The organism is Halorubrum ejinorense (genome assembly GCF_039522565.1).
GTDB classification, from domain to species: domain Archaea; phylum Halobacteriota; class Halobacteria; order Halobacteriales; family Haloferacaceae; genus Halorubrum; species Halorubrum ejinorense.
Window position 1 is genome coordinate 1 of sequence record NZ_BAAADQ010000002.1, and the last position, 23874, is coordinate 23874.

Below are 23874 nucleotides of genomic sequence, written 5' to 3' on the forward strand. Positions count from 1 at the left end.
GCACTAACAGACCGAGCCACATTCATTGGCGCTGACGCGCCACGACTCGCATGAGTTCAGGCGGTATCTGGATCGCACGTATTACACGGTTGGTATCGAACCAGACCAACACAGGCGTCTTCCTGGCAGACAGGAAGTCTCGGTTCGAGCCCGAGAGTTGGCATGAAGGCGGCCAGAGCGGTGGGGAAACACCCGTACCCATTCCGAACACGGAAGTTAAGCCCGCCAGCGTATCGTGAAGTACTGGAGTGAGCGATCCTCTGGGAACCACGAGTCGCCGCCTACCCATTCATACGGGAGCAATACCGCTCCCACCGTATCATTTCGTTCGGCGAGCGAGAGCGCTCGCCAGACATCTACTCCACTAGCGACTGTATCCGTTCGAAAGTACGTCCAACTCTGTCCGGCCGTAATCAGTAGCGGGCAGTGTTTTTATCGAAGGCAGTAGCGGACTGCTCGCGAGGCATCTCGGACCTGTCGCCCGCCGCGAGTCATATCAGTACTGATAGTTCTAACCGTAAGTTTATCACTTTTGTCGCTGAAGCTAACGTATCATGGACGTACCGAACGACACGGACACCGTGGTGAGACTGTGCTGTGGCGATCCCCCGTCGGTTCGCGACGGAGTCGTCTCGAACCGCGTCGTGTCCGTGTTGTTTGGGACGGATGTCGAGGCGTGGCGGAGCGGATGGAATCGAACGCCTCAGGGGCCGCCGAATCGGGAGGCGGTGATCGACGTGAACGACGTCGTCCGGAGTGGTGCAGCCGCGTCGACACAGGTCATGCCCCGAGACGGACTCGCGTACACGGTGCTCGGTCGTACCGCCGAGAACGAGCGCGTACTCGACGCCCTGGGGAAGCACGTCGACGGCGCCCCTACGGGGACGGTGGACGTGGTGATCGACGACCTTGCGCCCCTTGCTCACCGGGCGGACGTCGCATCGGTCGTCACCTTCGTGGGTCGGCTCCGCGAGCGGTTCGGGAGGCGGGTGAACCGGGTCGACGTCGGCTGTTCTCACGATGGTTCAGGAGAACTAGTCTCCCAACTGAGTTCCCACGTAGAGTCCGTCGTCGGGGCCGACGCGGAGGCGACGGCGGCGATCGAGCGACTCGCGCGAGACGACCCGACGACGTTCGGGTACGTTCGTCGACACTGGGCCGAGGCCAAGCGAGGGATCGAGTCGTGCGATCGTAATTACCCTCAGTCGAAGCAAGTCCACGCCGCGCTGACCGAGCCGGAGACGACACCGCGAACTCTCGGGGCGGCGCTGTCGGGACTCGTGACGCTCGATGCGCTCGATACGTGGGGTGAAACAGTGGGGCCGACCCGGTATGATCTCACCGCGTACCGGCCCGAATGGACCACGGCTATCGGGACCGCGCTCGAAGCGGACACGGCTGACGACTGAGTTCGGACCACACCGGTCCCCGCCAATCAGTCCTCGGTACTGTCTCGGTCGTCGACCGTCGCGATGCGTTTGAGGTCAGTTTCTACGACGGTACCGTCTGGTTCGAGCGTTACAGTCCCGAGGGAGGCGGTCTCACCCGTGTCGTACCGCGCGGCAATCGCCTCCAACGTCTGGCGTCGGTCGAGCTGCTCCCAGACGGTCTCCGCGACGAGCGACTGAAACGACTCAGGGTCCGTCCAGCCGGCGTCGATGTCGGACGGGACGCCCACGACGACCCGCAGTTCAGACTCGGCGACGCGGATGCCGACGCCGAACGTGTCCGCACACATGGGACGGCGTTCGCGCCCGGGAGTGAAATCTCCGTCGCCGTCGCGCGTCGAACGCAGAACGATGGCGCCTCGTCAGGGAAGGGGGCGTGGCCCCTCGAAACCGCTAAGCGTCCGCCCCGTGAACGATAGCGAGATTGGATGAGTTCGAAGCCGGTCGTATCGCCGAAAGTGGGGCTAGCGGCCGCAGTCGCTGCGGTGAGTGCGGGCGCGATCCTCGTCCGGTTGAGTGAGGCCCCGAGTTCGGTCGCAGCCTTCTACCGCGTGTTGTTCACCACGCTCCCGTTGGCCTCGGTCGCGGCGTGGCGGTACCGCGGGGAGTTCGCCCGGATACGATCTCGGGACCTCGCGTTCGCGACCTTGTCCGGTATCGCGCTCGCGATCCACTTCGCGGCGTGGTTCGAGAGCCTTCGGTGGACGAGCGTGGCCGCGAGCGTCACGCTCGTTCAGGCGCAACCGGTGTTCGTCGCGCTGGGAGCGTGGCTGCTGTTGCGCGAACGCGTCACCGGTCGCATGGCCGTGGGGATCGCGGTCGCAGTGGCCGGGATGGCGTCGATGTCGCTCGGCGACTTCCTCAGCGGCACGGCGATCGGTCCTCGACCCCTCTACGGAAACGCGCTGGCGCTGGCGGGTGCGGTCTCCGCCGCGGCATACGTGTTGGCCGGGCGGTCGCTGCGCCAACGGATCGCTTTGATCCCTTACGTCACCGTCGTGTACGGGGTCTGTGCCCTCGTGTTGTTCGCGTTCGTCCTCGCGGCGGGACACCCGCTCACCGGATATCCGCCCCGGGAATGGCTCCTCTTCGCTGGACTCGCTGCGGGGCCGGGGCTGCTCGGTCACACGGTCCTCAACTGGGCGCTCGCACACTTGGAGTCGAGCGTCGTCTCCGTCTCGCTGCTCGGGGAACCGGTCGGTGCGACGCTGCTCGCCTTCGCGTTGCTGTCGGAGACGCCGACGCCGTCCACCGTCGCGGGCGGGTGCGTCGTCCTCGTGGGAATCTACGTCACGGCGACTGTCGACCGGGTATAACGTTTTCAACGTCGATATTTTGGGGTAAACGTTGAAGCCCATCGGAGGGCTGGGTGGGGTATGGACCGGCGAACCGTCGTCGCGTTCGTAGGCGACAACGAAAACGCCGGCGAGCGCGTGTCCCGCGCGGTGGACGCCGCGTGGGAAGGGCCGGACGGACCGACGTTCCGCGCGTTCTCACCGGCCGACTTCGACGCGGGCGACGAAAGCGACGGAGCGCTCGACGCGACGTGTGGCGTCGTCGTCACCGGAGCGGCGGCGACAGACGGTGCCGTGAAGGAGCGTCTCGACATGTTACCGTCGAACGTTCCGGTGATCGCGCTCGTCGAGGACGCGACGATGTCGACCGTCCGGGCCCTGTTATCGACCGGCGTCGACGACGTCGTCGACGTTACTGGCTGGGGCTCGACCCCCGGGACCGTCGACTCTTCGGACCCCATCGCCGAGCGTCTCGCGGCCGCGGTGGACCCCGATCGGGTTCGGCTCGGTGACGAGGATGTCGCTCGCCTCTCCGAGGTACTTCTCGACGCCGGAACGACGCTGATGAGTACGCGCACCGATGAGGTCGACACGAAGATCGAGTGGACGATGAAAAACGTCGGCGAGCACGCCGAACTCGATCGAATCGTCTGCTACCGCGAGGGCGACGACCGGTTCGTACCGACGTACAGTTGGTGTCCGGACGGATTCGACCCGGTGTCGAGGCCGTTCGAGGACTTCCCGGAGCCGGAGCAGCTTTCGACGTTCGGCAACGTCGCGCGTTCGTCCGCTCCTGTCGCGGCCTCCGACGACGGGCTCGGAGAGGGCAGGGTCGACGGACCGCCGGCAACGGTCCACGTACCGCTCGTATCGGACTGGGAACTGAACGGTATCGTCGCGTTCGAGTCGGACGACGGTCGGGTCTGGACGGACGGAGAAGTCGACCTGTACCGCACCGTCGGTGACCTCATCGCACACACGCTCGCGCGCAACGACCGCCGAGAGGCACTCCGACGACAGGCGGACCAACTCGAACAGTTCAGCGCGGTCGTCTCACACGACCTCCGGAACCCGCTCAACGTCATCGCCGGCTATCTCTCCCTGTCCGAAGACGAACTCGCGCCCGCGCGATACGACGCCATGAGCGGCGCGGTCGACCGCATGGAGACCCTGATCGACGACCTCCTCATGCTCGCGCGGCGCGGCGAAGCGATCGGCGAGACCGAACCGGTTCCCGTCGAGGCCATCGCGGAGGACGCGTGGCGGTCGGTGCGCGCGCCCGACGCGACGCTCACGATCGCCGAGGGAGTCGGCCGCGTCGAGGCGGACCCGAGTCGGCTTCGACAGGCGTTCGAGAACCTCTTCCGGAACGCGATCGATCACGGGGGACGAAACGTCTCGATCGAGATCGGTCCGACCACCACCGACGGCGGCGTCGACGGGGTGTACGTCGCGGACGACGGTCCCGGGATCCCGGTCGACCTCGTCGATACGGTCTTCGATTCGGGCGTCTCTTCGGCCGACAGCTCCGGTATCGGGCTGGCCATCGTCGACCGGATCGTCGAGGCACACGAGTGGGACATCGAGGCGAGAAACGACGACGGGGCCGTCTTCGAACTCACGTTCGGCGCCGACGCGACTCGTGTCGCGTCACCGTAGGGGTCTCTCTTCGTGGCCGGCGTCGCGGCGCGTTCAGTTCTCAGAGAACCGCTCGACGGTTCGCCGGTGTCGGTCGCGGAACATTCCTTCGAACCCGACCTTCGCGGCCGGGCCGGCGATATCGCCGAGCGGTCCGAGGGGAAGCCGATACGCGACCGTGTCGACGAGCAGCGTCTCGTCGCCGTCGGCGTAGAAGGCGTGCGTGTGTTCCCAGCGGCGGAACGGGCCGTCCTCCATCTCGTCGACGAACCGGGCGGAGCGCTCGGGCGACGCCTCTCCCTCCGGCTCCCGCTCGGTGATCCGCGAGGTCCACCGCTGTCTCGGCCCGACGCCGAACGGGCGGATCGACATCTGTATCGTCGACCCGGTGAGGAGAACGTCGGGATCGGGCGAGCCGTCCGGCCCCTCGACCCCATCGATACGGAGGTACATCCAGTCGGGGGTGAGCGCCCGCAGTCCGTCGATCGTTGAGTGGAAATCCCACACGTCGTCGATCGGGGCCGGTACCCGAGTCGTCCGGCGGTACGTCGGCATACCCCCGATACGAGTCGGGCGGATAAAAGGCCGTCCACGGCGGCGGTCCGGGACCGATTCCCCGGGTGGCAGCCGACCGGCCCGGTCTCCGGGTCGCGCGGACCGAAACCGGCATGCCCCCGCGCACCGTGACGGATCACGATGGAACGTGGGGCGATCGACATCGGCGATCTGGCTGGACCGTTCGACCTCCAGGCGACACTTGAGAGCGGCCAGAGCTACCTCTGGAACCGTGCGGACGGCGACACGTACGCGGAGCTCCACGCCCACGGCGGCGACGCGTGGTACGAGACCGTCGTCGACGAGATTCCCGGCGTGACGGACGAGCGCGCCGCGGTCCGGGTCCGACAGGAGGGCGGCGTCCACGACGGCGTGCTCCAGTGGGAGGCGTCGACGGACGCAGAGCCGCTGTTGACCCACCTCCTCCGGCTCGACGACGACCTCGACGCGATCCTCGACGCCACCCCAGATCTGCCCCTGTTACGGCGCGCCTACGACGCCTACGAGGGACTGCGGCTGACCCGCGACCCGGTGTTCCCCTGTCTTATCTCTTTCATCTGCTCGGCGCAGATGCGCGTCGCTCGCATTCACGGGATGCAGCGGCGACTCCGTGAGACGTACGGCGACGCGGTTCCGCTCGACGGCGGGACGTATCGCGCCTTTCCGACGCCGGAGCAGTTGGCCGCGCGCACGGAAGACGAACTCCGTGACCTCTCTCTGGGATATCGAGCCCCGTACGTCCAGCGGACGGCGGAGATGGTCGCGAGCGGCGAGGCCCATCCCCGGGAGACCGCCGAATTGCCGTACGAGGAGGCCCGCGAATCGCTCACCAGATTCGTCGGAGTCGGGGACAAGGTCGCCGACTGCGTGCTGCTGTTCTCGCTCGGCTTCTTGGAGGCCGTGCCGCTCGACACCTGGATTCGAACCACCATCGAGGAGTACTACCCCGAGTGCGATCAGGGGGGATACACCGAGACCTCGCGCGCGATCCGCGAGCGGTTCGGCGGCGAGTTCGCGGGATACGCGCAGACGTACGTCTTCTACTACCTCCGCGCCGGCGGCGAGTGATCGGGCGGATCTCTGTGAGTCGGCCCGGGCCGAAGTTTGATACTCGTTCGTGTGGTAAACTGACACGTGATGGACTGTCGAGTCGTCGTCGAGGCCGCGGTTCCGGTGTACGACGTGGAAACCGCCGACGAGGCGGTCCGGATCGCCATCTCGAAGACCGGTGAGATGCTCAACCCCGATCTCAACTACGTCGAGATCGACGCCGGAACGCGAACGTCCCCGAGCGGAGAGCGACTCGACCCGGCGTTCGTCGTGGCCGACGAGGCGCTCGTCGCCTTGGAGCTCCAGATGGACGTGTTCAACGTCGACCGCGGCGAACACGCGAGCCGTGTCGCGCGCAAGGAGATCGGGAAGCGCCTCCGTAACATCCCGCTCGAAGTGTTGTCGGTCTCCGAGATCGATACCGACGAGAGCGATGCCGACGCGACTGCCGTCGAAGATGGAGCGGCGTCGTCCGGCGCCGGAAACGATCCGGAGCGGTGAGCCGGCAGAGGCGACGCCTGACACTGAACGTGGCGGCGTCGAGGCCGACCGGGACGCCACCGGCCGTCCGGAAAATAGCGGCTACGCTACGGAGCGTTCGGTACGGGCGGCGAGGAGTAGTACGCAGTAGACGTTTCAGTCGGCCGTCGGAGCCAGCGGCTCCGATTCGGACGACTCCATCGGCTCAGTGATTCCCTCTGTCAGCTTGAAAACGGCCGCTTTGTGGTCGGTCTTCGACTTGTGAATCGATGTCGGTTTGACGCCGAGTTCTTCGTACGCTTCGAGATCAACGTCGTCGTCCCAGAACTCGCACTGTTTTCGTACCTCCGCGAGGAGACCGTGAAGATGGATGAGTTCCTGCTTCTTCATGAGTACCAGTCCTTTGCTACCGGAGGTTTATATTATTATCTTGAGTCACGTTACCACACGCCTCGCGTATTTTGCGAGTAGCGGCCGCGAAACAAGCTTTCTCGATGATCCTTCAGGATCGTTATACGCACAACTACGCGGGACTCGTGACGCGAGCGACGGCGCCAGTGAGACCGACGTACCGAATGGAAAGAGGCGTGGACGTGCCGAGCCAGGGCGAGCGAGGCGGTCAGGCCGAAACGGCCCGTGTCACCGGCATCACTGGAACTGTTTGACCGCCTCGAGGTCGCGTTCCGTTCGCATGAACTCGGTCAGGCGTCGCGTCGCATGACACGCCGAACAGCTGAAATTGGACCGGAGGTCCTGAAGATCAGCGGGGTTTTCCTGCCACTCCTTGCCGCACTCCGGACAGACGAGCCTAACGAACGCGTCAACCATGTCCCCGTGTACAGCCGGCCGCGTTAAAAACGTAGGTGGCGGTCGATCGGTCGCGCGTCTCGGTCGAGCGCGCCGCGAGTTCGATGGCACCCCATCGCGCGTCTCAGGCGCTCACGGCGCCGCTCGCTTCGAGCAGCTCCTTGTACCGATTCCGGATCGTGACCTCGGAGACGTCGGCGACGTCGGAGACCTGACTCTGTGTCACCTTCTCGTTCGTGAGCAACGCGGCGGCGTAAACCGCGGCGGCGGCGAGCCCCACGGGGGACTTTCCGCTCGTGATCCCTGCGTCCGCGGCATCTTCGAGCAGTTCGCGGGCGCGGCGCTCGCTCTCGTCCGAGAGGTCGAGCCGCGAGGTGAACCGCGGAACGTAGCTCGTCGGGTCGGCGGGCTGGACGCGTAACCCGAGTTCGCGGATGACGTAGCGGTACGTGCGCGTGAGCTCCATCTTCTCGACGCGCGAGACCGCGGTGAACTCGTCGAGGCTTCGCGGATTCCCCACCTGCCGGGCGGCGGCGTACAGCGCCGCGGTCGCGACGCCTTCGATCGAACGGCCGGGGAGGAGGTTCTCGGACAGCGCGCGGCGGTAGATGACCGAGGCCGTCTCGCGGACGTTGTCCGGGAGACCGAGCGCGCTGGCCATGCGGTCGATCTCGCCGAGCGCCTGCTTGAGGTTGCGCTCCTTGGAGTCGCGGGTGCGGAACCGCTCGTTCCAAGTCCGCAGCCGCTGCATCCGTCGTCGCTGTCGCCCCGATAGCGACTTGCCGTAGGCGTCTTTGTCCTGCCAGCCGATGTTCGTCGAGAGCCCCTTGTCGTGCATCATGTTCGTCGTCGGCGCACCGACGCGGGACTTGCTGTCGCGCTCGCCGGAGTTGAACGCGCGCCACTCCGGGCCGCGGTCGACCGAACTCTCCTCGACGACGAGCCCGCAGTCGCTACAGACCGTCTCACCGTGCTCCGTGTCGGTCGCGAGTCGCCCTTCGCACTCGGGGCAGACCGTGGTCTGCTCGGTCGTCGTCTCCGTCGTCTCCTCGTCGTCGAGCGACTCCGCCGACCTGAGTCGGGAGTGCTCGTCCTTCGCGGAGGCGTCGCCGGCCTCAGGAAGTCGTTCCCGCTCGGTGCCGCCGTCGCTGTAGGTGTTCGTCTCTGTCATGGGTGTGCTCCGACGATCCCCCGGCGAAAATACAGCGAGGTCCGCGAATCGCCAGCTGTTAACGTATAGTTAGTCTTGAGAGTATATAAAGGTGTCGCTATCTGTTGGGCTAGAAAACACGTAGAATGCCTTTTGAGGCGGAATTTGTTGAGACGGCCGTTCCTCCTTCCATCCTCCGTGGCCCGGAAGTACCGTTCACTCGTATATATCCTTCTCTCTCGTGTCAGCTTCGATGCGAGAGGTCCGGCCCCGACCTCGGGGACGGAGCGGTTCACCGCCGGCGCCTCGTTACCGGCTCCGGCTAACCGGGAACGCGACGCGGTCGGGATTCTCGTTGAAGCGGTCGAGTATCCGCTCGTACAGTCGGTTTTTGACGCGCTGGCCGCGCCGCGGGTGCGTGAGGTACCGAAGGCGAAGCTCCACCCACGACTCCCGTTGGCTGACGTTGACCGTCGGGCCGTCGTGTACCTCCAACTCGACGGGCGTCTCCGCGAGCGCCTCGCGGTAGGCGGCGATTCCGTTCGCCATGTCCTTTCCGAGGAGGTCGGTGGCCTCCTCGGTCATGACCTCGCGTGCGAACTCCAGATCGGTCTCGTACGCGACCTGGACCGCCACTTCGTTCCAGACGTACGGCGACCCGCCCCCGCCGAAGTTGACGACGTTCGACGAGAGGACGACACTGTTCGGTACGGTGACAACCCGACCCGAGGGCTGGTTCGTCGTCACCAGCTCGCCGTTGATCTCCCACAGCGTCGTCACGAGGAAGTCGACGCTGATCACGTCGCCTTTCGCGTCGTCGATCCGGACCCGGTCGCCGACGCCGAACGGCTGCTTGACCGCGATGTACACCCACGCGATCAGCGAGAGGAGCGGCTGTTGGAGCGCGAAGGTGATCGCGAACCCGATCACGCCCAGCGAGAACAGGAGCCCGAGCCAGTTCTCCGTCGCCACCGCGAGCGTCGCCACCGTCCCGACGACTCCGAACGTCAGCCGGAGCAGGTTCCGGGCGTCGTGCGCTCGCCGCTTGCTCGCCGACCGCGTGAGCACGCGAACCGCGAACAGGTAGCTTCCGTACACCACGCCCGCGACGGCGACGACCAGCAGCGACCGGCCGACGACCACCGCCGCCGGATACCCGCCGATCGGCGGCCAGTCCGCGAGCGCCGCCGTCGTCCCCGCGACGGTGCCGGCAATGCCGGCCAGTAGACCGAGCGCGAGCGACGCGAGTCCGAGCGGGCGTCTCACGCTCGTCGCTCACGGCCGACCGGCAAAACCGTTGTGCCGTCGCGCGAAGCCGAGGCGCGGTCAAGGAGCGAGCGCCGCAGCCTCCCGTTCACCTCGGTCACCGTTTCCCGCCGGCGATACCGGCCATCGCCCCCCCGAGCACCTCGGTCGCCGCGGCGCAGTCGTCCCAGTCGGTCCACTCGCGAGGGTTGTGCGAAACGCCGTCACGCGAGGGGGCGAAGAGGAGCGACGAGTCGGTGACGCGCGAGATCCGCATCGCGTCGTGTGCGGCGCCCGAGTGGAGGTCGAGGGCGTCGCGTCCGGCCGCGTCGGCGGCCTCGTGAGCGGCGTCGCGCAGGCGGTCGTTCATCGGCGTCGGCGCGACGTCGAAGGGCCGTTCGAACTCCGTCTCGACTCCGCGCTCGCGCTCCAGTTGCGCGAGCGAGTCGCGCGCGGCGGCGACGACAGTTTCCATCGACTCGCGCTCGATGTCACGGACGTCGACGCCGGCCTCGACGCGGCCGGGAACGACGTTCGTCGCGTTCGGTTCGACCGACAGCGACCCGACGGTGCCGACCGCCGACGGCGACGCGGTCTCGACGACCTCGTTCGCGGCCGCCTCCACGTCCAGGACGAACTCGCTCGCGGCCGCCAGCGCGTCGGTCCGCTCGTCCATCGGCGTCGCGCCCGCGTGGTTCGCCTCTCCGCCGACGGTCACCTCGCAGTGGGTGATTCCGGTGATGGTCGTCACGACGCCGACCGCCGCGCCCGCCGCCTCCAGGTTCGTGTCCTGTTCGACGTGGAGCTCGTAGAAGGCGTCCCACGAGGCGGGGTCGAGCGTCGTCGGGTCGCCACTCGCGTCGGTCGGCGTGGCGGCGTCGACCGCGTCGCCGCCTCGGTAGCCGATCCGGTCGAGCGCCGCATCGAGCGTCGCTCCGTCGTCGTTCGTCAGCGAGAGCGTCTCGTCGAGCGCCGTCTCGCCCGTCGCGACGGTCGAGCCGAGGAGTCCGTTTCCGAAGGTGCCGCCCTCCTCCTCGGTGAAGCTGACGACGCCGACCGGTCGGTCCGGCTCGAATCCGGCGTCGCGCATCGCCCGGACCGCCTCCAGCGCGGCGTACACCCCGAGCGGGCCGTCGAAGATGCCGCCCTCGGGGACGCTGTCGAGGTGGCTGCCCGAGACGACGGGGGCGGCGTTCGGGTCGGCGCTCGCCGGGGTCCACGTTCCGAGGACGTTCCCGACGGCGTCGACCGCAACATCGAGACCGGCGTCGCGGAGGCGCTCGACCAGTCGGTCTCTCGCGTCCCGGTTCGCCGTGGTCCCCGTCCGATTCGTTCGCGCGTGTGCCTCCGGATCCTCCGTCTCGACGCGGCCGAACGCCGCGTTTTCCTCGATGTCCGCGCGGAGCCGGTCCGCGTCGACTGGGAGCGTCATACCGGAGTCGGGCGCCGCGGGATCAAAACGGTTCGGTCTCCGGCGGAGGTGCCGAGAGGCCGCTCGCGCCCGGGGCCGTCCCCGGAGGATACTCACTCGTCACGTCGCGCCAGCCAGTAGCCGGCCGATCCCAAGGCGAGGCCGGCTGCGAACCCTCGGCCCGCCGCCGGGTCGTCGATGGAGCGGTCGACCGCGACCCCGAGCGCGGTCCACGTCAGCGTCACGCCGAGGCTCCGTCCGGGCCCGCCCCGGAACCGGCGACAGCCCGCGGCCGCCCGCGCGTGTCGGTAACAGTACCCGGTCGCGAACCCGACCGCCAGCGCCCCCGCCCGGACCTCGCCGTCCACCGCTCGCGACAGCGCGAGCAGTCCGATGCCCCCGAGACACTCCACCCCGGCGCCGACCGCGCGCACCGCGTTGGCCATGCTATTCGTTCGCACTCGTCGTGAATAGCCGTTTCGCCGGGGGAGCGTTCCGATCCCGAAAACACTTCACCGCCGACGTTCTGGTGTCGACCGAGATGTCCCCGTTGCTCCTCCAAGGCGCGGCCGCCGGAATCGCGCTTCTGATCAGCCTCGTGTTCCTCGTGATCCACCTGGCGATGATCGTGTGGACCTACTCGGACGCCCAACAGCGAAGCGAACACCCGCCCGTCCTCTGGGCGCTCGTCGTGTTCTTCGCGCCGCTGCTCGGTATCGTGCTGTACCTCATCATCGGCCGAGACTCGTACTGACCGCCCTCCGTCCGAGACGTTAAGCGGGCGACCGAGGGCGCCGCTCGGGTTCACACTCCTTTGAGAACGCTCGTTACCCCGGCGGTCTCGGCGACGACCCACGCGACGAACACGCCGTAGGCCGCGAGCAGCGCGTACGACTCGCGGTCTGAGAGCGTGAGGCTCGTCCGGAGCGTCACGAAGAGGAGGACGGTCGCAGCGGTTAGCACGCCCAGCATCGGCACCGCCGTCGAGAAGTTGACGGCGACCTCGCCGACGATCAACACGCCGAGCGGGATCGCAACGAGCAGGTCGAAGGTGTTCGACCCGAGGACGTTACCGAGGCTCGTCGCGCCGCGGTTCTCGCGCGCCGTCCGGACGCTCACGAGCGTGTCCGGCAGGCTCGTCGCGGCCGCGACGACCGTGACGCCGGCGAGGAACTCGGGGATTCCGAAGGTGACGCCCAGCGACTCGACGGACGCGACGAGCCGTTCGACGGTGACGACGATGAGCCCGAGTCCGGCCGCCAGCTTCGCCCACTCGCGACCGATGTCGACCCCGTCGCGGATCCGGTCTTCCCCCGCGTCGTCGACGTCCTGATACTGGATGAAGAGGTACAGCCCGTACAGCCCGAGCGGGATGACCGCGAGCGAGCGCGGCATCCTCCCGACGATCGGGTCCGTCGAGACGGGGAAGTAGATCACCGCGAGCGCGAACGTCACGACCAGCGCAGAGACGGCGAGCATGTAGAACTGCGCCTCCTTGTACACGATCGTCCGATTGGCTTCCAGTTCGCCGTCGCCGCCGATCCCGGACGCCGCGGGGATCACGAGGACGTTGAAGATGGCCGACCCGACGAGCGCGCCCACGCCCATGTCGAAGACGCCGGTGAGCGCGGTGACGAGCACGCTCACCAGTTCCGGGAAGCTCGACCCGACCGCGACGACGATCGACCCCTGGACCACGGCCGGGAGCCCGTAGTACCCCGAGAGGGTATCGGCGGCCTCCTCTAACCAGCCGCTCCCGAGCCAGATGAACCCGGTCGCCGCTGCGATGACCAGAACGTGGACCGCCGGCACGTCCGGGAGGGGTCCGACCACGGGCCTACCGGATGTGATCGCCCGCCAGCTCCCACAGCCGGTCGGCGATCGCGTCGTCGAGCGCGTCCCGCGTGACGCGCCACTCCCAGTTCCCCGCGAGCGTGCCCGGCTCGTTGAACCGCGCCCCGCTGCCGAGTCCGAGAAGATCCTGGAGCGTCGTCATCGCCATGATCGCGTCCGAGGCCCACACGTCGTCGATGATCGCCCACTCGACCGGGTCGTCCGGCTCGGCGCCGACGTTGTACCGGAAGCAGTCCCGCTGTCGCTCCGGGAGGTCGTCGAAGTAGCCGACCCACGTGTCCGTGTCGTGCGTCGACGTGTAGCCGACGACGCCCTCGGTGTAGTGCATCGGCTGGTACTCGTTGCCCTCCGTACACCAGTCGGCGTACTGCGGGACGGACATGCCCGGGAAGCCGAACTCCGCCATCAGCTCGTCCATCTCCGGCTCCTCGAACCCGAGGTCCTCGGCGATGAACGGCGCCTCGCCGAGCTCGCGCTCGACCGTCTCGAACAGGTCGCGCCCCGGCCCGTCGCGCCACTCGCCGTCCGCGGGGTCGTCGCTGTCGGCCGGAATCGCCCAGTACTTCGCGAACCCGAGGAAGTGGTCGAGCCGCGCCACGTCCGCGAGCTCGAACAGCCGGCGGAACCGGTCGAGCCACCAGTCGTACTCCGCCTCGGCGAGTCGCTCCCAGTCGTACAGCGGGTTCCCCCAGCGCTGGCCGGTGTCGCCCGCGTTCGGCGGGACGCCCGCGACCGCGGTCGGGCGGTTCTCCGCGTCGAGTTGGAACGCCTCCGGGCTCGCCCACACGTCGGCGGAGTCGAGCGCGACGTAGATGGGCACGTCGCCGACGATGGACACCCCCTCCTCGGCGGCGACCGCGCGCAGGTCGCGCCACTGACGGTCGAACGTCCACTGGACGAACTCGCGGAACCGGACCTCCTCGGCGTGTTCCTCGCGCGCCGCCGCGAGCGCCTCGGGATCGCGCGTCCGCAGCGGCTCGGGCCACCCGGTCCAGAGGTCTTCCGGGCGCGCGTCCGACAGCGCCCGGAACAGCGCGTAGTCGGGGAGCCACGGCTCGTGCTCGCGGAACTCGTCGACGGCCGCCCGGTCGGCCTCCGTCGCCCGCTCCTCGAACCGCTCGAAGGCGGTCCGCAACAGCGGCTGCTTGTACTCGCGGACCGCGTCGTAGTCGACGCGGTCGGTCGGGAAATCGGGGACCGGTTCCAGGTCCGCCGGGTCCAGCCACCCGTCGTCGACGAGCCCGTCGGGGTCGACGAACAGCGGGTTGCCGGCGAACGCCGACGGCGACTGGTACGGTGACTCCCCGGCGACGGAGAGCGTCGGACCGATCGGACAGATCTGCCAGTGGTCGACGTCGGCGTCGCCGAGGAACGAGAGGAACTCGCGGGCGCCCTCGCCGAGGTCGCCGATGCCGTACGCCCCCGGCAGCGACGTGACGTGACAGAAGACGCCGTCGGAGCGGTCGAATCGCATACGGTCACCTGCGACCCCCACCGACTCAAGCGTTGTGTCCGGCCCGGGTCGCGACGCGGTGCGAGCCGGACTCGGTTCAGTCGCCGTCGCGGTCCGCCCGCCACGCGATCGCGTCTGCGGTTTCGAGCGTGACGGGGCCGCCGTCGCCCCCGTAGCTCATCGCTCCGTCTCGCGGACGATCGCCACGTCGTCGACCCGGATCCGCTCGGTCCCGTCGCCGTCCTCGACGACGCACTCCTCACCGGTGACGAGGTCGCGCTCGCCGTGGGCGGCGTCGACCGCGACGCTCGCGTCGGCGGGCGCGAAGTTGAGGACGACGACGAGCGCCTCCCCGTCGTCGCTCCGGCGGAACGCCACGACGTCGTTCGGGTGAACGTCGCCGCTGGCGGCGATCGGTTGCTCCGAGAGATCGCCGCTCGCGACGTGGTACCCGACGCGGGACACGGTGCCGTCCGCCCCGAGCGCGGAGTGGTCCCGCCGCGTCGCGAGCAGGCGCTCGTAGCGGTCGCGTACCTCCTCGCGGGCGTGGTCCCACGCGATCGCGTCCCGGCGACCGCGCTGGCCGATCTCCTGGCCGGCGTACACCATCGGGACGCCCGGGAGGGTCATGATCGCCGCGCCCGCGGCGGCCGCCGCCGCGTCGCCGCACTCGACGCGGTAGCGCGTCTCGTCGTGGTTCTCGATGTACTGGAGGAACTCGGCGTGATCCGGGAACCCGATATCCGAGCGCTGGTCGACCGCGTCGAGGACGGACTCCGCGGGCTCCGCGCCCCGCCCCACCTGTCGCAGCTGGAAGTACAGCGTCGCGTCGAAGTGGACGTCGAACATCCCCTCGTGGAAGCCGGGAATGTACGGGATCGTTTCGTCCATCAGGAGGAACTGCCGGTCGATGTCTTTCACGCGGTCACGCAGCTCGCGCCAGAACGAGTCGGGGACGGCCCACGCCATGTCACAGCGGAACCCGTCGACGAGCGGCGCCCACTCGTCGATCACGTCGAGCAGGAACCGGCGGACCTCGAGGTTCGCGTGGTTCAGGTTCGCGATCAGCTCCCAGTCGAAGTAGGTGCCCGGCTCGCCCGACTCCTGCCACTCGTACCGGTCGCGGTACGGCGACTCGGGGTTCCGGTACGCGTCCTCGAACCACTCGTGGTCGCGGGCGGTGTGGTTGGCGACGAAGTCGAACAGCACCCGCATCCCGTGGTCGTGAGCTGTCTCGACGAGCGCCTCGAAGTCGTCGCGGTCGCCGAGGTCCGGAGCCACGTCGAAGAAGTCGACGATGTTGTAGCCGTGGGGTTTCCCGTCGTGTCCGAGGACCGGCGTGAGCCACAGCGTGTCGACGCCGAGGTCCGCGATGTCGGGGATCCGCTCGGCGATGGCGTCGAACGCCGCGCCCTCGTCGGCGTCCGCGAAGGTGCGGACGAACACCTCGTAGACGGCTGCGTCGGCCGTCCACGCCGGCGGGTCGTTGAGTCGCACCGTCTCGAAGTCGGGAGCGTCCGGCGTCAACACCGACTCGCCGCCGGCGTCGTCGACCGTCGGCTCACCGGTGTCGCCCCGCTCGACCGCGACCGCGTCCGCGACGCTGACCCGCGGGTCGCCGTCCGGGTCCCGCGCGACCGCGACGGCGTGGACCCGAAGCCGGTCCGGCACCGCGTCGAGCGCCACGCGGAGCTCGCGGCCGTCCCTGCTCACCCGGAGCGAGTCTCGGGGGTTCGTCCGGCCGTCGGCGACCGCGCTCTCGACGTCGCGGTCGTCCACGACGAACGTCACCTCGAGGTCGCCGGCGTCGAGCTCAGAGTCCGGATTCGGCGTCGGGTCCGCGGTGAACACGGCCGATCCGGCGTGATCGCGCTCCTCGCCGGCGCCGTCTTCGAACTCGATGTCCGCGTCCACGCGAACGCGCGGCCGACCGACGCCGTCGTGGGACTCCCGAGCGGCGTAGTCGACCGGCTCGTCGGTCACGTCGCGGTCGCGAATCGCGGTCCCGCTCCCGCCGGCGACGTCGACGCCGGCGTAGCTCGCGGCGAACGCGCGGACCGTGAGCAGGTGGTCGCCGTCCGGCGCGTCGAGGCCGATCAGGTACCGACCCGGGACGTCAGGGGTGAACTGCGTGACGGGCGAGTCCCCGACCGTCGACTCGCTCTCGGGCGGCGCGTCCGCGACGCGCCACGCGTACTCGCCGTCGGGGTCCGGGTCTCTCGGTGCCAGCTCCGTGGTCTCACCGGTCGCGAGGAAGCGGGGGGGTCCGGGGTGGTGCATGTGACGGTTATCTCCCCCCTGCCCCTTCGGTGTTGCTCTTGTTTCGACCCGATCGGGACGGATCCGCACCCCGATCGCTTCCCGGTCAGTCTCCGCCGCGGTCGTCAAGGCTTTTACTCCGGCAGTCGCAGAGCGGGTATGCGACTGCGTACCGCCCTCACGGAACACGAACGTCGGCGCGGGGAGCGCTACCCGGCGGAACACTCGATGACCGCCGGTGCGTTTACCGGCGACGACGGCCGGCTGGTCCACGTCGGGCCGGACGGAACCGTCCACGACTGTTCGTACTCCCTCTCCGGCGTCGGCGGCGCCGACCGACTCCGGATGGGTATCACCGCCGGGCGGGGCGTCCGCTGGTTCGACGACCTCGAGACGACCCGCCAGCACTACGATGGCGACACGCCCCTCGTCGAGACCGAGTACGACGCGGGCCGCTACACGATCCACCAGTTCGACCTCGTGGTGAGCGACACGCACCTCACGCACGTCGAGCTCCGCGGGTCGCCCCCGGCCGACGCCGAGATCGTCGCCGCCTACGCGTTCTCGCCCGACATGGTCGAAGGGCGCGTCGGCAACATGGTCCACGAGGAGGCCGGTCCCGACGGCGGCGGCGTCGTCGAAGTGTACCACCGCACGGAACACGACTTCCTCACGGCCTCCACCGGGCTCTCTAACGCCCACGGCCAGCGGCTGCGGACGATCCCGGAACTGCTCGGCGAGGGGGGCGAGGGCTTCCCGCACCGCGGCGAGATAGACCGCCGCGAAGACTCGCGGCTCACTCCGGACGTCGTCGTGCGCGCTCCCTTCGAGCGCGACGGGCGCATCGAGCGCGTCACGCTCGCCGGGCGCGCCGTCGTCGACCGCCGCGAGGCCCGCGACACCGGTGACGACGCCAAGGACGCGCTCACCGACGGAACCGACCGACAGCGGCGCATCGAGGCGGTCTCCAACATCGCGACGGCCTACCCCGACGCCGACGAGCTTCGCGAGGCGGCCGACGGCCGCGGCCCGGACGTGCCGGCGGACACCCCGCGCCGGTCAGTCGTCGCGAGCGACCTACGCGCGCTGGACCTGCTCACCGCGGAGTCCGGCGCTCGGATCGCCGCCCCGGAGTTCGACCCGTTCTACTCCACCTCCGGCGGCTACGGCTACACGTGGTTCCGCGACGAGGCGATGGTGTCGACGGCGCTGCTGGGGGCGAGCGAGGAGCTGGGCCTCGACGCGAGCGAGGAACTGCTCGCGACCGCGAGCTTCTTCTGCCGGACGCAGGACGCGGACGGCTCGTGGCCCCACCGCGTGTGGGCCGACTCCGGCAAGGTCGCTCCCGGCTGGGCGAACGCCCGGATCGAGGGCGCGAACGGGACGCCCGGCCCGAACGACCAGCTCGATCAGCCCGCCTCGGTCGTCGCGTACCTCGCCACCTTACGCCGCGAGGCGGACCTTCCCGCGGAGTGGCGCGACCGGATCGACGAGACCATCGCCGACGCCGTCGGCTTCCTCTTGGAGACGACGGAGGACGACGGGCTCCCCCGTCGCTGTCAGAACTGCTGGGAGAACGCGCTGGGACGGTTCACCCACACCGGCGCAGAGTACCTTCGGGCGTTCGCCGCGGTCGCGCGCGCGCCGGTCGACGAGGAACTCCGCGCCGACGCGGCGGCCGCCGCGGACGCGGCGCTGACCGGCCTCGACGGCCGCTGGAACCCCGATACCGAGCGGTTCCTCCAGCGCGCCAGCGACGAGGGGCAGGACGGTCGCGCCGACGCCAGCACCTTCGCGCTCGCGACCGCCGCGGCCGAGTACGACGCGCTGCTCGATGACGACGTCCCCGGCGGCTCAGCGGCCACCGACGGGTCGGGCCGCGGACCGGTCGAGTCGGTCGCGACGAGCGAGTTCGACCGCTTCCTCGACCGCGTCAACACCCACGTCAGGCGGTCGATCGAGGCCCTCCGGCGCGAGACCTCCGCCGTGGAGGGGCTCGTCAGGTTCACCGGCGACGAGTGGCGCACGGCCGAACAGGGCGCCCCCAAGGTGTGGTCTATCGCGACGCTGTGGGGCGCGACCGCGGCGGCGACGCTCGCCGGCGTCGTCGAAGAGCGGGGGGGCGCAGCCGGTCCGCTGTTCGCCGACGCCCGCGAGCTGTACGCGCTCTGTGAACCCGACGGCCACTTCGTCAACGAGGCCGGGCTCTTCGCGGAGCAGGCGTTCGACGACGGCGACCTCGACAGCGCGACCCCCATCGCGTGGTCGCACGCCCTGCGGATCGACGCGACGGTGACGCTCGCGAGCCACGGGGAGCTCCCGGTCCCGCACGACCGCGAGACCGGTCCGGAGGCGGCGCCCCACTGGACGACCGGCAGGAAGTTCGGCGTCGGCACGCCAGCCGACTACGAGGCCGAGGACCCGGTTCCGGTGTGGTTCACGCTCACCGAGGGGGCGCTCACTGAGGCGCGGTTCCCCCGGATCGACGTGATGAACGTCCGGACCTTCGATTTCCTCGTCGCGGACCCTGACTCCGAGTACGCCGTCCGCACCTTCAAAGAGACGGACCACGTCACGACGACGGAGACCGTCGAGCGGACGACCGAGCCGGCGGCCGACGACGCGCTCGCGTACGTCCAGACGATCCGCGAGACGGGCGACGGCCACGGCCACACGTGGACCCTCTCGGTCGAGTACGCGGTCGACACCGACGGGACCGCGATCCTCGCAGACGTTCGGTTCGAGGGGAGCCGCGAGTACGACGTGTACGCGCTCGTGGACGCCACCGTCGCCAACGTCGGCACCGACGACCGCGCCGAGCGCGTCGACGGTGACGGGGGTTCGCACCTGCTCGCGCGAAAGGACGATCCCGACCGCGACGCGGGCAAGCTCGTCGACGACGAGGGCGAGCCGTTCGACGTCGCGCTCGCGTTAGCCAGCGGTGACGGCTTCGACTGGGCGAGCGCGCTCACGGCCGGCAGCGAGGCGGTCGACACGCTGTTCGGCGACGGCGAGCGCGGCGCGGAGTCGTCGGAGGCGGTCGGCAACGTCGTCCTCGCCGGTCTCGTCGGCAGCGGCGAGGCGGTCAGGGACACCGTCGCGCTCGGGTTCGCGGAGTCGTCGGACACCGCGGCGGCGCTGGGCGAGGCCGAGGGAGCGCTCTCCCGCGGCTTCGACGAGGCCGCGAACGCGTACGCCGAGACGTGGCGCTCGTGGCTCGCGGACCGAGAGCTTCCGGACTCGGTGGCCGGCGACGCCGACCTCGCGGCCCAGTACCGGTTCGCGCTCATGACGCTGGCGGCCGTCGAGGACAAACGACACGACGGTGCGGGGATCGCGAGCCCCTCGGTCCCGTGGGGCGAGACGGAGTACGCCGCCGAGGACCGCGGCTACGGCTACAACTTCGTCTGGTCGCGCGACCTCTATCAGGTGTTCACGGCGCTCGTCGAGATCGGCGAGCTCGACCGCGGCGCCGAGGCGCTCGCGTACCTCTATAACACCCAACAGGACGACGACGGGTTCCTCCCGCAGAACACCTACATCGACGGGCGGACCCGGTGGGGCGGCGAGCAGATGGACAACATCGCGTTCCCCTCGGTGATGGCGTGGCAGCTGTACGAGCACGGCGTGACGCTGGACGACGCCGGCTACACCTACGACCAAGTCAGCCGCTCGCTCGATTACATCGCCGCCAACGGTCCACAGACCGCCCAAGAGCGCTGGGAGGAGGAGGCGGGCTACTCGCCGTCGAGCATTGCGGCCGAGATCGCGGGCCTCGTCTGCGGTGCCGCGCTGGCCCTCGCTGAGGCCGATCGGCTCGCTGGCGAGGGGGCTGAGGCGGCCGGTGACGAGGACTCGGAATCGCTCCGCGCCGACGCGCTCGCGTGGCTGTCCCTCGCGGACGACTGGGCGGCGCACGTCGAGGAGTGGACCGCGACCGCGACCGGCACCGACCGCCACGGCGAGACGCCGTACTACCTCCGGATCACGGCCGACGGCGACCCCGAGTCCGGGCGGCCGCGCACGATCGCCAACGACGGCCCGACGTACGACGAGCGGGAGATCGTCGACGGCGGCTTCCTCGAACTCGTCCGGCTGGGAATCAAGCCGGCCGACGACGAGGCGATCCGTAACTCCGTCTCCGTCGTCGACGACTCGATCCGGGTCGACACGCCTCACGGTGCCGCTTGGTACCGATACGTGGGCGACGCGTACGGCGAGATAGCGGTCGGCGACCCCGGCGCGCCGTGGGCCGGAACCGGTGACGGCCGCGGGCGTCTGTGGCCGATCTTCACCGGCGAGCGCGGCGAGTACGAGCTCCGCGCCCGCGCCGACGGCCCGGACGCATTCGGCGGCACCGACGAGGAGGCGCTCGAACCGGAGACGCTGTTGGAGACGATGGCCGGCTTCGGTAACTCCGGGCTGATGCTCCCCGAGCAGGTGTGGGACCGCGAACACCCGACGAAGTACGGCTGGGAGTTCGGCGAGGGCACCGGGGGGGCGACCCCTCTCGCGTGGTCGATGGCCGGCTACATCCGGCTGGCACACGGCGTCGACGCGGGCGAGCCGGTCGAGACGCCGACCGCGGTCCGCGACCGCTACGTCGAGCGCGACCGGCCGGACGGTCCCGACCTGACGGCCACCGCCGATTTCGTCGAGGACGCGGTCGTGATCGCCGGCGAGACGGACGCCGAGCGCGTGGCGGTCCACACCCGCGAGACGTCCCGTCTCGTCACGCCCGAGGACGGCGCCTTCGAGGTCGACCTCGACGCGGCGACCAAGGCGGGCACCGTCGTGGTCGCGGCCGCGACCGACGCGGAGTTCGAACGCGCCGGCACCGCGGTCGAGCGACTGCGGCTGTAGTCGGCTCGGCCGCGAGCGGTTCTCCCGGCGTCCGCCGCTATCCGAGTGCGACAACGTCGACCGCGCGAGACTTGCCGTCGACCGCTATCTCGACCGACGAGCCGACGCGCTCGCGAACGCGTTCACGCCACGCTTCGACGGCCGCGGCGTGCCGGTCACGTCGGTCGTCGAGGTCGGCGTCGGGGAACTCGGCGGCCGTCTCGTCGGGTTCGGGGTACGGCGGTGCGTCGCTGACGAGATCGCGCGGATCGATGTGGATCGGCTCGGGATCGTCGGTCCCGTTGCCCCCGCTACCGCCCGCGTCGAGCGCGTGGAGTCGCGCGCGCATCCGTCCCGAGAACGGCGGCGTCGCGCGGAGGACGACCTCGCGGTCGCTCCGGAGCGTGGCTTCGAGGGCGTTCGCCACGTCGTCCCGGTGAACGGCGATCGATCGGATCCGCTCGGGACCGGTGTCGGCGGACTTGGCGGGGTCGTCGTCCCCGTCGCCGCCCGTCCCCTCAGTCATCGTTTGCGGTCCACTCGGCGTCCGAGAGCGTTCGCTGGACCGCCTCCTCTCCGACCGCGCCCGCGAGGTGTTCGAAGCCGGCGCGGACGCCGCGGTCGCCCGCGTTCGCGACCAGTCGGGAGACGATGAACTCCGGCGTGGACTTTCCGACGGTCTCGAACCGCGGCTGGTAGTCGACGCGGAGGTCGAGGTCGTTCGTCAGGCCCTCCGCGAAGATGCCGTCGATGCGCGCGGCGTCGGGCAGCGGGCTCAGGTCCTCCGCGAGGTGGGTGACGTAGACGCCGAGCGCGCCGCGGTCGACCGTCAGCGTCACCAGCCCGTTCAACAGGTCGGCGGCGCGGCCCGGCTCGGTGATCGCTTCGAACTCGTCGACGAGCATCAGCGTCCGGCCGTCGGCGACCAAGGGCGGCACGACCGACTTCAGCGTCGACTCCAGCACGCCGGCGTTGAACGAGGCGTGCCGCCGGTGGAAGACGATGCGGTCGAAGGTCCCCACTTCGGCCGCGTCGGCGGGGACGGGGAGCCCCATCGACGCGAGCAGCGCCACCGCACACAGCGTCTCGAGGAGCGTCGTCTTCCCGCCGGAGTTCGCTCCCGTGAGGACGCTCACGCGGTCGCCCGTCGGCGGCGCGTCGGCGCTCGCGACCCCCTCTGCGTCCGCCAGCGAGTGGGATCCCACGCCGTACGACACCGGTTGAACGTCGCCGCCGAGGAAGGGGTTCCGCGCCCCGCGCACGGCGATCCCGTCGTCGACGAGGGTCGGCCGCACGTGGCCGTGTTCGGCCGCGAACCGCCCCAGAGAGAGCAGGAAGGCGGCGTCCGAGACCGCCGTCGCGGCCCGGGCGACGGTCGTGTCGCCGGCCGCCGCGTCGTCGTCGCCCTCGCCCGCCGCGGCCGGGTCGTCGCCGAGCCGCTCGCGGATGTCGGCCGCGACTGCGGCTTCGCGCTCGTCGACGGCTGCCTCCAGTTCCACGACGAGCGCTCGCAGCGTCCCGGAGACGAAGTCGGCCGCGTCGAGCGCCTCGTCCGGCGCCGCTGCCCGGACCGTCGCCGGCTCGACGCCGGTCTCGCGCGCGACGTGGTCGATCGTCCCCGCTTCGAGGGCCTCGAAGTCGCGGAGGCTCCCGTCGCGGACCGATTCGAGCACGTCGAACGCGGAGTCCGCGAGGTCGCGCGCGGCCGACAGCTGCTCGCGGAGTCGGTCCAACTCCGCGTCGGCGCCGGACGCGATGGCGATGTCGTCCCCGTCGAGTCCGCCGGCGGGGTCGATCGACCCCCGCACGTCGGCGAGCGCGTCGGCCGCGTCTCGCAGGCGGTCGCCGTCCAGCGCGCCGACGTCCTCGAAGGGGCCGTCAGTCACCCCGGCCTCGCGGAGCGCGACGGCGGTCTCGACCGCGGCCAGGTCCGAGCCGTCCGCCTCGTCGTACACGGCGAACGCCTCGCGGACGGCTTCGCGGTCCGACTCGTTGAGGCCGCTCCACGCGTCGCGGGCGGCCACGACCCGGTCTAGCCGCGACTCGACCGCGTCCCGGTCGAGCAGCGGCGTCAACACCCGGATCCGGTCGGCGGCGTGTCCGGTCAGCGCCTCGTCGGCCGCGAGCGCGAGGAGGTCGTCGTACACCGCGCGCGCGTCGCTCGTCGCGAGCACGTCCATCCCCGCCTCGCCGTTCGCTCGGCGGAGGATGCGGGTCGCGCGGCCGCGGTGGAGACCGGCGCCGACGAGCGCGCGGACGTCGGCCGCCTCGATCGCCTCCGTCGCACGCTCGGTCCCGAGGGCCTCGGCGAGCCGCTCGCTCGTCTTGGGCCCGATCCCCCAGTAGTCCTGGAGTCGCATACGTCGTCGTGTCGCCCCGGCGTCTTG

Annotated in this window: 20 protein-coding genes and 1 rRNA gene; 8 read left to right on the plus strand and 13 right to left on the minus strand. The window is 69.8% G+C overall.

Annotation, left to right across the window (positions count from 1 at the left end):
* Positions 1-164: 164 nt before the first annotated feature.
* Both rrf and ABDZ89_RS02180 read left to right on the plus strand, forming a co-directional pair.
* Positions 165-286: ribosomal RNA gene (gene rrf, locus ABDZ89_RS02175) — 5S ribosomal RNA — on the plus strand.
* 268 nt (positions 287-554) lie between these two features.
* Positions 555-1409 (plus strand): hypothetical protein, encoded by an 855-nt coding sequence (locus ABDZ89_RS02180; RefSeq protein WP_343776238.1) that lies wholly within the window; start codon positions 555-557, stop codon positions 1407-1409.
* A 26-nt stretch (positions 1410-1435) separates the two neighbouring features.
* Here the strand turns inward: ABDZ89_RS02180 and ABDZ89_RS02185 are convergent, their stop codons facing one another.
* Positions 1436-1738 (minus strand): DUF8124 family protein, encoded by a 303-nt coding sequence (locus tag ABDZ89_RS02185; protein WP_343776239.1) that lies wholly within the window; start codon positions 1736-1738, stop codon positions 1436-1438.
* 138 nt (positions 1739-1876) lie between these two features.
* Between ABDZ89_RS02185 and ABDZ89_RS02190 the strand changes: the two genes are divergently transcribed.
* Together ABDZ89_RS02190 and ABDZ89_RS02195 are read left to right on the plus strand one after the other, a co-directional pair.
* On the plus strand, positions 1877-2764 hold the full coding sequence (locus tag ABDZ89_RS02190) for a DMT family transporter (RefSeq protein WP_343776240.1): 888 nt from the start codon (positions 1877-1879) through the stop codon (positions 2762-2764).
* Between the two features lie 60 nt (positions 2765-2824).
* Positions 2825-4402 carry a sensor histidine kinase gene (locus tag ABDZ89_RS02195; RefSeq protein WP_343776241.1) on the plus strand — a complete coding sequence of 526 codons (1578 nt, stop codon included), beginning with the start codon at positions 2825-2827 and terminating at the stop codon, positions 4400-4402.
* Between the two features lie 33 nt (positions 4403-4435).
* Here the strand turns inward: ABDZ89_RS02195 and ABDZ89_RS02200 are convergent, their stop codons facing one another.
* Complete coding sequence (locus tag ABDZ89_RS02200) at positions 4436-4936, minus strand: SRPBCC family protein (RefSeq protein WP_343776242.1); 501 nt, start codon at positions 4934-4936, stop codon at positions 4436-4438.
* Positions 4937-5077: 141 nt separating this feature from the next.
* Here ABDZ89_RS02200 and ABDZ89_RS02205 point away from each other — a divergent pair, with 141 nt between their 5' ends.
* Both ABDZ89_RS02205 and ABDZ89_RS02210 read left to right on the plus strand, forming a co-directional pair.
* A complete protein-coding gene (locus ABDZ89_RS02205; protein ID WP_343776243.1) occupies positions 5078-6004 on the plus strand; it encodes a DNA-3-methyladenine glycosylase family protein in 927 nt (308 codons plus the stop codon).
* 69 nt (positions 6005-6073) lie between these two features.
* Positions 6074-6487: a DUF555 domain-containing protein gene (locus tag ABDZ89_RS02210; protein WP_343776979.1), complete on the plus strand. Its 414-nt coding sequence runs from the start codon at positions 6074-6076 to the stop codon at positions 6485-6487.
* Positions 6488-6622: 135 nt separating this feature from the next.
* Here the strand turns inward: ABDZ89_RS02210 and ABDZ89_RS02215 are convergent, their stop codons facing one another.
* From ABDZ89_RS02215 to ABDZ89_RS02240, 6 genes are all read right to left on the minus strand, one after another.
* Positions 6623-6856, minus strand: coding sequence for a UPF0058 family protein (locus ABDZ89_RS02215; protein ID WP_004598519.1), 234 nt, complete (start codon positions 6854-6856; stop codon positions 6623-6625).
* 258 nt (positions 6857-7114) lie between these two features.
* Positions 7115-7294: a DUF7836 family putative zinc-binding protein gene (locus ABDZ89_RS02220; protein WP_343776244.1), complete on the minus strand. Its 180-nt coding sequence runs from the start codon at positions 7292-7294 to the stop codon at positions 7115-7117.
* A 103-nt stretch (positions 7295-7397) separates the two neighbouring features.
* Positions 7398-8444, minus strand: a complete 1047-nt coding sequence (locus ABDZ89_RS02225; RefSeq protein ID WP_343776245.1) for a transcription initiation factor IIB — start codon at positions 8442-8444, stop codon at positions 7398-7400.
* A 288-nt stretch (positions 8445-8732) separates the two neighbouring features.
* A complete protein-coding gene (locus ABDZ89_RS02230) occupies positions 8733-9689 on the minus strand; it encodes a mechanosensitive ion channel family protein (RefSeq protein WP_343776246.1) in 957 nt (318 codons plus the stop codon).
* A gap of 97 nt (positions 9690-9786) precedes the next feature.
* Complete coding sequence (locus ABDZ89_RS02235) at positions 9787-11100, minus strand: Zn-dependent hydrolase (protein ID WP_343776247.1); 1314 nt, start codon at positions 11098-11100, stop codon at positions 9787-9789.
* Between the two features lie 92 nt (positions 11101-11192).
* On the minus strand, positions 11193-11525 hold the full coding sequence (locus ABDZ89_RS02240; protein WP_343776248.1) for a hypothetical protein: 333 nt from the start codon (positions 11523-11525) through the stop codon (positions 11193-11195).
* 95 nt (positions 11526-11620) lie between these two features.
* Here ABDZ89_RS02240 and ABDZ89_RS02245 point away from each other — a divergent pair, with 95 nt between their 5' ends.
* The gene (locus ABDZ89_RS02245; RefSeq protein WP_343776249.1) at positions 11621-11833 is read left to right on the plus strand and encodes a PLDc N-terminal domain-containing protein; all 213 of its coding nucleotides are present in this window, start codon (positions 11621-11623) and stop codon (positions 11831-11833) included.
* A 50-nt stretch (positions 11834-11883) separates the two neighbouring features.
* On the opposite strand, the gene ABDZ89_RS02250 is transcribed toward ABDZ89_RS02245, so the two are convergent.
* The 3 genes from ABDZ89_RS02250 to malA form a co-directional block, all read right to left on the minus strand.
* Positions 11884-12912, minus strand: coding sequence for a sodium:calcium antiporter (locus ABDZ89_RS02250; protein ID WP_343776250.1), 1029 nt, complete (start codon positions 12910-12912; stop codon positions 11884-11886).
* A 4-nt stretch (positions 12913-12916) separates the two neighbouring features.
* Positions 12917-14407, minus strand: coding sequence for a 4-alpha-glucanotransferase (gene malQ, locus ABDZ89_RS02255; protein ID WP_343776251.1), 1491 nt, complete (start codon positions 14405-14407; stop codon positions 12917-12919).
* A gap of 156 nt (positions 14408-14563) precedes the next feature.
* The gene (malA, locus tag ABDZ89_RS02260) at positions 14564-16666 is read right to left on the minus strand and encodes an alpha-amylase MalA (RefSeq protein WP_343776252.1); all 2103 of its coding nucleotides are present in this window, start codon (positions 16664-16666) and stop codon (positions 14564-14566) included.
* A gap of 138 nt (positions 16667-16804) precedes the next feature.
* Here malA and ABDZ89_RS02265 point away from each other — a divergent pair, with 138 nt between their 5' ends.
* On the plus strand, positions 16805-21508 hold the full coding sequence (locus tag ABDZ89_RS02265; RefSeq protein WP_343776253.1) for a DUF7997 domain-containing protein: 4704 nt from the start codon (positions 16805-16807) through the stop codon (positions 21506-21508).
* A gap of 37 nt (positions 21509-21545) precedes the next feature.
* On the opposite strand, the gene ABDZ89_RS02270 is transcribed toward ABDZ89_RS02265, so the two are convergent.
* Both ABDZ89_RS02270 and ABDZ89_RS02275 read right to left on the minus strand, forming a co-directional pair.
* Entirely contained in the window at positions 21546-22013 is a 468-nt protein-coding gene (locus ABDZ89_RS02270; RefSeq protein ID WP_343776254.1) for a DUF8009 family protein, read from the minus strand.
* Positions 22006-23847: a MutS-related protein gene (locus tag ABDZ89_RS02275; protein ID WP_343776255.1), complete on the minus strand. Its 1842-nt coding sequence runs from the start codon at positions 23845-23847 to the stop codon at positions 22006-22008. The genes ABDZ89_RS02270 and ABDZ89_RS02275 overlap by 8 nt, the downstream gene beginning before the upstream one ends.
* Between the last annotated feature and the right edge of the window lie 27 nt (positions 23848-23874).

Bases quoted from the DNA above. Each gene is read 5' to 3' on its own strand.
- ABDZ89_RS02180 (WP_343776238.1), top strand. From the start codon at position 555: ATGGACGTACCGAACGACACGGACACCGTGGTGAGACTGTGCTGTGGC.
- ABDZ89_RS02185 (WP_343776239.1), bottom strand. From the start codon at position 1,738: ATGTGTGCGGACACGTTCGGCGTCGGCATCCGCGTCGCCGAGTCTGAA.
- ABDZ89_RS02190 (WP_343776240.1), top strand. From the start codon at position 1,877: ATGAGTTCGAAGCCGGTCGTATCGCCGAAAGTGGGGCTAGCGGCCGCA.
- ABDZ89_RS02195 (WP_343776241.1), top strand. From the start codon at position 2,825: ATGGACCGGCGAACCGTCGTCGCGTTCGTAGGCGACAACGAAAACGCC.
- ABDZ89_RS02200 (WP_343776242.1), bottom strand. From the start codon at position 4,936: ATGCCGACGTACCGCCGGACGACTCGGGTACCGGCCCCGATCGACGAC.
- ABDZ89_RS02205 (WP_343776243.1), top strand. From the start codon at position 5,078: ATGGAACGTGGGGCGATCGACATCGGCGATCTGGCTGGACCGTTCGAC.
- ABDZ89_RS02210 (WP_343776979.1), top strand. From the start codon at position 6,074: ATGGACTGTCGAGTCGTCGTCGAGGCCGCGGTTCCGGTGTACGACGTG.
- ABDZ89_RS02215 (WP_004598519.1), bottom strand. From the start codon at position 6,856: ATGAAGAAGCAGGAACTCATCCATCTTCACGGTCTCCTCGCGGAGGTA.
- ABDZ89_RS02220 (WP_343776244.1), bottom strand. From the start codon at position 7,294: ATGGTTGACGCGTTCGTTAGGCTCGTCTGTCCGGAGTGCGGCAAGGAG.
- ABDZ89_RS02225 (WP_343776245.1), bottom strand. From the start codon at position 8,444: ATGACAGAGACGAACACCTACAGCGACGGCGGCACCGAGCGGGAACGA.
- ABDZ89_RS02235 (WP_343776247.1), bottom strand. From the start codon at position 11,100: ATGACGCTCCCAGTCGACGCGGACCGGCTCCGCGCGGACATCGAGGAA.
- ABDZ89_RS02240 (WP_343776248.1), bottom strand. From the start codon at position 11,525: ATGGCCAACGCGGTGCGCGCGGTCGGCGCCGGGGTGGAGTGTCTCGGG.
- ABDZ89_RS02245 (WP_343776249.1), top strand. From the start codon at position 11,621: ATGTCCCCGTTGCTCCTCCAAGGCGCGGCCGCCGGAATCGCGCTTCTG.
- malQ (WP_343776251.1), bottom strand. From the start codon at position 14,407: ATGCGATTCGACCGCTCCGACGGCGTCTTCTGTCACGTCACGTCGCTG.
- malA (WP_343776252.1), bottom strand. From the start codon at position 16,666: ATGCACCACCCCGGACCCCCCCGCTTCCTCGCGACCGGTGAGACCACG.
- ABDZ89_RS02265 (WP_343776253.1), top strand. From the start codon at position 16,805: ATGCGACTGCGTACCGCCCTCACGGAACACGAACGTCGGCGCGGGGAG.
- ABDZ89_RS02270 (WP_343776254.1), bottom strand. From the start codon at position 22,013: ATGACTGAGGGGACGGGCGGCGACGGGGACGACGACCCCGCCAAGTCC.
- ABDZ89_RS02275 (WP_343776255.1), bottom strand. From the start codon at position 23,847: ATGCGACTCCAGGACTACTGGGGGATCGGGCCCAAGACGAGCGAGCGG.